Annotated in this window: 5 protein-coding genes; 3 read left to right on the forward strand and 2 right to left on the reverse strand. The window is 71.7% G+C overall.

From position 1 onward, the window contains the following. Nucleotides 1-380, forward strand: a 380-nt coding sequence (locus VT52_RS18545) for a DUF6545 domain-containing protein (protein ID WP_338059192.1), incomplete at its 5' end; no start/stop codon positions are given. 612 nt (nucleotides 381-992) lie between these two features. Then, nucleotides 993-1250, forward strand: a complete 258-nt coding sequence (locus tag VT52_RS18555; RefSeq protein WP_046428508.1) for a response regulator transcription factor — start codon at nucleotides 993-995, stop codon at nucleotides 1248-1250. Nucleotides 1251-1264: 14 nt separating this feature from the next. On the opposite strand, the gene VT52_RS18560 is transcribed toward VT52_RS18555, so the two are convergent. Next, nucleotides 1265-1777 (reverse strand): hypothetical protein, encoded by a 513-nt coding sequence (locus tag VT52_RS18560; RefSeq protein WP_046428510.1) that lies wholly within the window; start codon nucleotides 1775-1777, stop codon nucleotides 1265-1267. 111 nt (nucleotides 1778-1888) lie between these two features. Continuing rightward, the gene (locus VT52_RS18565) at nucleotides 1889-2869 is read right to left on the reverse strand and encodes a helix-turn-helix transcriptional regulator (RefSeq protein ID WP_240509804.1); all 981 of its coding nucleotides are present in this window, start codon (nucleotides 2867-2869) and stop codon (nucleotides 1889-1891) included. 525 nt (nucleotides 2870-3394) lie between these two features. Here VT52_RS18565 and VT52_RS18570 point away from each other — a divergent pair. Further along, nucleotides 3395-4858 (forward strand): MFS transporter, encoded by a 1464-nt coding sequence (locus VT52_RS18570; RefSeq protein WP_206306555.1) that lies wholly within the window; start codon nucleotides 3395-3397, stop codon nucleotides 4856-4858. The last annotated feature ends 2 nt before the right edge of the window (nucleotides 4859-4860 follow it).

The following is a 4860-nucleotide window of genomic DNA, read 5'->3' on the forward strand; positions in this document are numbered from 1 at the left end:
TTCCCGCACGCCGGGGGAACCTCACCGCGTTGGTGGTACTCCTGCCTGGCGCTCTGTGGAAGATGTACCAGTTGTACAAGGCGCCCAGGGACCGCTCGCTGTTTTGCAGTCACCGTTCGATTCACCGCCGCTACTACCGGCGTGTCATCGAATGCCGCGACGGACTGGTCACCGTCAGCTCCTACTTGGCCATGCTCGGGGTGACACAAAACGCGTCCCCCGAAGCCGTGGCCCGCGTGCTGCCCGCGGCGTTACGCGCCTGCGCCATCGACACGGCTGAAGCCTCACCCGCGGTCGGAGTGGCGCTGACGACCAACAGCATCGATGCCGACGTACGGCAGCTTGTGGCCGTGTCGCAGGCTCTGGAAGCCGAGCACTGAGTCGGCCACTGGCTCGTCGGTGGCGTCCACAGCACCTGCCGAATGGTCGACTGTCACGCTGCTGGCTGCCGCCGGCGTGAACCGTGTCCCGGTGATCGTGCAATGGCATCGCCGTTTCCTGAGCCGATGCGGCGTCTACCAGGGCCGTGGGAAATGATCTATCTGATCACGGGACGCGATCTTCGTTGGCCCTCAGATAGCTGCTGATCAGCAGTTTTCGTCGGTGCCCCACAGAGGGAATGGGCGGCATCGCATGGCGATGCCGCCCATTCCTCTTTTCGCGTTCATCGCGTGACGACGTCCGTGCCGGGCGCGGCGAACGAAGCGCGGCCGACGGCGCGTCGCGCGTACGGGCCGTGTGAGCAAGCTCTCAGGGGAGCGTGGCGTCCGGCTCGGTCGCGTCGGCCACGGACGTGGCGGACGCGAGGGGCGAGGCGCCCTCCCGGAAGGAGCCGTCGAGGCGGCGGCACGTCCGCGGGTCCCTCCTCCCTCCCCTTGGTGTCGCGCACTTTGCTGAGGGGTCGCGGATGTGGTGGGGCGGGCCGGGGCTTCGCATGCTGGAAGGGCGATCCCACCGCGTTTCCAGCGCGTTCGACGAATGAGAGGAACCCCATGTCTGCGCATGCCGGCACGGTGCCGTCACCGGACTTCTCCCCCCGCGAGCGGGAGGTGCTCGCCTCCCTGTGCGACGGGGAGACGTATCCGTCCATCGCCCGCCGGCTCGGCATCAGCCGGCACACGGTGGACACCTATGTGCGCCGGCTGCGCAGCAAGACGGGCGCGGTGAGCCGTTCCCAGCTCGTCGTCGCGGCGGTCAGGTGCGGGGTGTTCGATGTGCACGCCCCGGACGCCCCGGCGGACCGGAACTGAACGGACCCGGTCGGTCATTCGGGGCGTCGGGCCGCGCGGAACGGTTCGCGGTCCAGTCCCCGCCCGTGGGCCGGCGTGCCCAGGGACAGGGAGACGAGCCGGCTGCCGGCGCTCGCGGTGACGGTCGTACGGGAGCCGCGCGGGAGGTAGAGGACCTCGCTGGTCAACAGGGGCAGGACGAGAGGCCGTTCGGGCTCCTGCGCCGTGGCGACGGCCCAGTGGGAGCGGCCCGCGGTCTGCACCACCAGGGTGTGGGTCGTCGCCGGGCCGTCGAGGGGCGTGCCGGAGGTCTCGGTCACGGGCACGCCCAGAGCGGACGTCAGGCTGCGCGCGAGGTACGCGGACAGCCGGCGGTCGAACGCCGGGGAGGTCCGGTCCGTCGTGTCGGGCACGGCGGGTTCCTGCTCGGGCCACAACAGGGCGGGCGACCGGTCCGTGCAGGCGTGGAGGAAGAGCACGACCTCCTCCACGTACGCCTCCTGGGACTTCGGAACGTCCGTGCCGTCGTACGCACTTCCCCAGACCATGCAGGCTTCACCATCGTCGTCGTGACTCGCGGCCGTCCCGCGCTCCTCGCCCGCGGGGTGGGAGCGGAGACCCTTTCGTGCAGCATGCCGTATCGGCGCGCGCACCGTCAGTCACGGGTTCGCGTGACCGTCCGCCTCCTCCAGCAGCCCGGAACGGGCCGCGGCGACACCCGCCTGGAAACGGCTCGACACGTTCAACTCGGACAGGATGTCGGCGACATGACGGCGTGTCGTGCGCAGCGACATGCCGAGGCGCCGGGCGATCGCCTCGTCCTTGAGGCCGTCGGCGAGCAGCCGCAGGATGGTGCGGTGCAGTTCCCGGGAGACCGCCTCCATGGCCCGGCCGGTGGCGTCGACGAACGGCCTGGCGTGGGTCCAGGCCAGTTCGAAGACGTCGTACAGGTAGGCCACCACCGGTGGTTCGCTGATGAGGATCGCGCCCTGGCCGTCGTGTCCGGGCGCGGGGATGAACGCGGTCTCCCGGTCCACGATGATCAGCCGGCCGAACAGTTCGTGCAGCGTGCGGTACTCCGCGCCGCGGGCGGAGAGCTCCGCCACGTATGCCTGGCTCGGGCCGTTGAAACGCGCCGTGTGGTGGTAGAGCGTGCGGATGCGGACGCCCCGGTCGAGCATCGCCCGGTCGCGCCCCATGGCCTCGGCCATCGCGGCCGGGATCCGGGAGCCGCCGCCCGGCTGGCAGGAGACCAGTTCGGTTCGGCAGCCGTCGCTGAGCCGGTTGAGCCGGTCGCGGACCTCGGCCACCGTGGAGATCTCCTGGAAACCGCCGCCCCAGGAGCGCGACTCCCGCTGGAAGACCAGGCTGAAGGGGTCGACACTGCTCCTGATGTGCGCGATCGCCTCCTGGCGCTCCCGGATCTGCGCCTCCAGGGGTGCGGTGCGACGGCTCGCCGCGGCCTCGGCGGGGACGACGGTCAGCCGGGAACCCGGCAGCGGCTCCTCGGCCAGCAGGCCGGTCTCCACCAGGCGGGAGAGGGCGAGACGGACGTCGGCGGGGCCGGCGGCCAGTTCGCGGGCGATGGCCTCCGGGTCGTGCGTGCCCGTTCTCCGGTTGCGGACGAGCCAGGCGTACACCCTCAAGTCCAGTGACTCCGACTTGAGTTCATCAGGGGTCGATCGTGGGCAATGGGGGGCTATGTCCATGTTCGCTCCGTCCTCCCCTTGCTGCCTTGCCGTTTGATGAGGCGTCGGAAACCTGGTGGACGACATTGAGTTTTCCGAGACTGAGATCACCGTAACGTCCTTGCATAGGGAACGGAGTTGGCGTCATGAGGCGCATCCTCATTGCTGTGACCGGCCTGTTGGCCGTCTTCGCCCTCGGAACGGCCTCCTCGCACCACGTGGCCCCGGGGCGGGGCGCGCAGATCCGGGCGAGCTGCAACGCGGCGCCGCCCGGAATGAGCGGAACGTGTGACAGCTCCTGGGGTGGGTGAGTGCATTTCCCGGGGGTTGGTTGCTCGGGTGCCGCCTAGTGGGTGACGGATGCCGCGCCTGGGGGTGGTGCGGGGCGCCTGGGGGTGGCGCCGGACGGCCTGTCCGGGGTGATGATCGAGATAGGACGCTAGCCAAGTATTTCGGTGACCGTTGTAATCTGGGGACATGGTCACCGACACGCGACCGCGTCTGTCCGTACGGCGCGGACTCGCGCTGCTGACCTCGGAGCGGCCCCGCCCCGAGGCGGTCCGCGCGTTGCCGAACGGCTGGTGGCTGGCCGTCGCCGCGGTGTGCTTCGGCGCGTTCATGGGCCAGCTGGACGCCAGCATCGTCACGCTCACCTACGGCGGTCTGCGCACCGACTTCCACGCCTCGCTCGCGGCCGTCGAATGGGTCTCGCTGGCCTATCTGCTCGCCCTGGTGGCGCTGCTGGTGCCCGCGGGACGCCTTGCCGACGCCCATGGCCGCAAACTGCTCTACCTCTACGGCTTCGCCGTCTTCACCCTCGCCTCCGCGGCCTGCGGCTTCGCGCCCACCCTCGGGGTCCTCGTGGTGTTCCGCGTGGTCCAGGCGGCCGGCGCGGCCATGATGCAGGCGAACAGCGTGGCGCTGGTGACCACCAGCGCGCCGCGCGAGCGGATGCGCAGCGCGCTCGGGGTGCAGGCCGCCGCGCAGGCCCTGGGGCTGGCCCTGGGGCCGACGGTCGGGGGTGCCCTGGTGTCGACCCTGGGCTGGCGCTGGGTGTTCTGGGTGAACGTGCCCGTCGGCGTCGTCGCGCTCGTCGGCGGCCACTATCTACTGCCCCGCACCCGGGCCCGTACCCGGGTCACCCGCTTCGACTGGCCGGGGCTCCTGCTGCTGGCCGTGGCCACCACCGGCGCCCTGATGGGCGTGTCCGCGGCCTCCGGGCTGCCGGTGCCCGGCTGGGGCGTGGCCGCGCTGTTCCTGGTCGCGGGCGGCGCGGGATGGGCCTTCGTACGACGCCAGCGGCGGGTGGCCGCGCCCCTGCTCGACCTCGCCCTGCTGCGGGTACGGGCGGTGGCGTACGGCCTGGTCGGCGCCCTGAGCGGCTACCTGGTGCTGTTCGGGCCGCTGGTGCTGGTGCCCGTCGTGCTCACCGCGAGGGGCGTGTCCGAGCTGACGGCGGGGCTGGTGCTCACCGCGCTGCCGGCCGGGTTCGCGCTGGCCGCGACCGGGGGCGACCGGGTGTTGCCGCACGGCCTCTCGGACCGGGGGCGGTGCCTGGCCGGGGCGGGAGTCTTCACGGCGGCGCTGGCCGCGCTGCTGGTGGTGCCGCCGGGGATCGGTGAGCTGGTGCCGGTGCTCGCGGCGACCGGGCTGGGGCTGGGGATGTTCACCCCGGCCAACAACGCGCTGATCATGGGCGCGATACCCGCGAGGTCGTCCGGGACGGGCGGGGGGCTCGTGAACATGACACGGGGGCTGGGCACGGCGCTCGGCGTCGCGCTGGTCACGCTCGCCTTGCAGGTGGGCGGCGGCGGGGGCGTCGGCCGGAGCGGGAGCGGGGCGGCCGCGGTGGTGCTGATGGCGGCCTCGGTCGTCGCGGTGGCGGCGGCTTGGTTCGGGCCGAGGGGAGGAGCGCGGGAAGGGGCTCAGGAGGGGGCGTGAGA

Source organism: Streptomyces malaysiense, assembly GCF_000980885.2.
GTDB classification, from domain to species: Bacteria; Actinomycetota; Actinomycetes; order Streptomycetales; family Streptomycetaceae; genus Streptomyces; species Streptomyces malaysiense.

Coding starts and splice junctions, on each gene's coding strand:
- VT52_RS18555 (WP_046428508.1), top strand. CDS start 993: ATGTCTGCGCATGCCGGCACGGTGCCGTCACCGGACTTCTCCCCCCGC.
- VT52_RS18560 (WP_046428510.1), bottom strand. CDS start 1,777: ATGGTCTGGGGAAGTGCGTACGACGGCACGGACGTTCCGAAGTCCCAG.
- VT52_RS18570 (WP_206306555.1), top strand. CDS start 3,395: ATGGTCACCGACACGCGACCGCGTCTGTCCGTACGGCGCGGACTCGCG.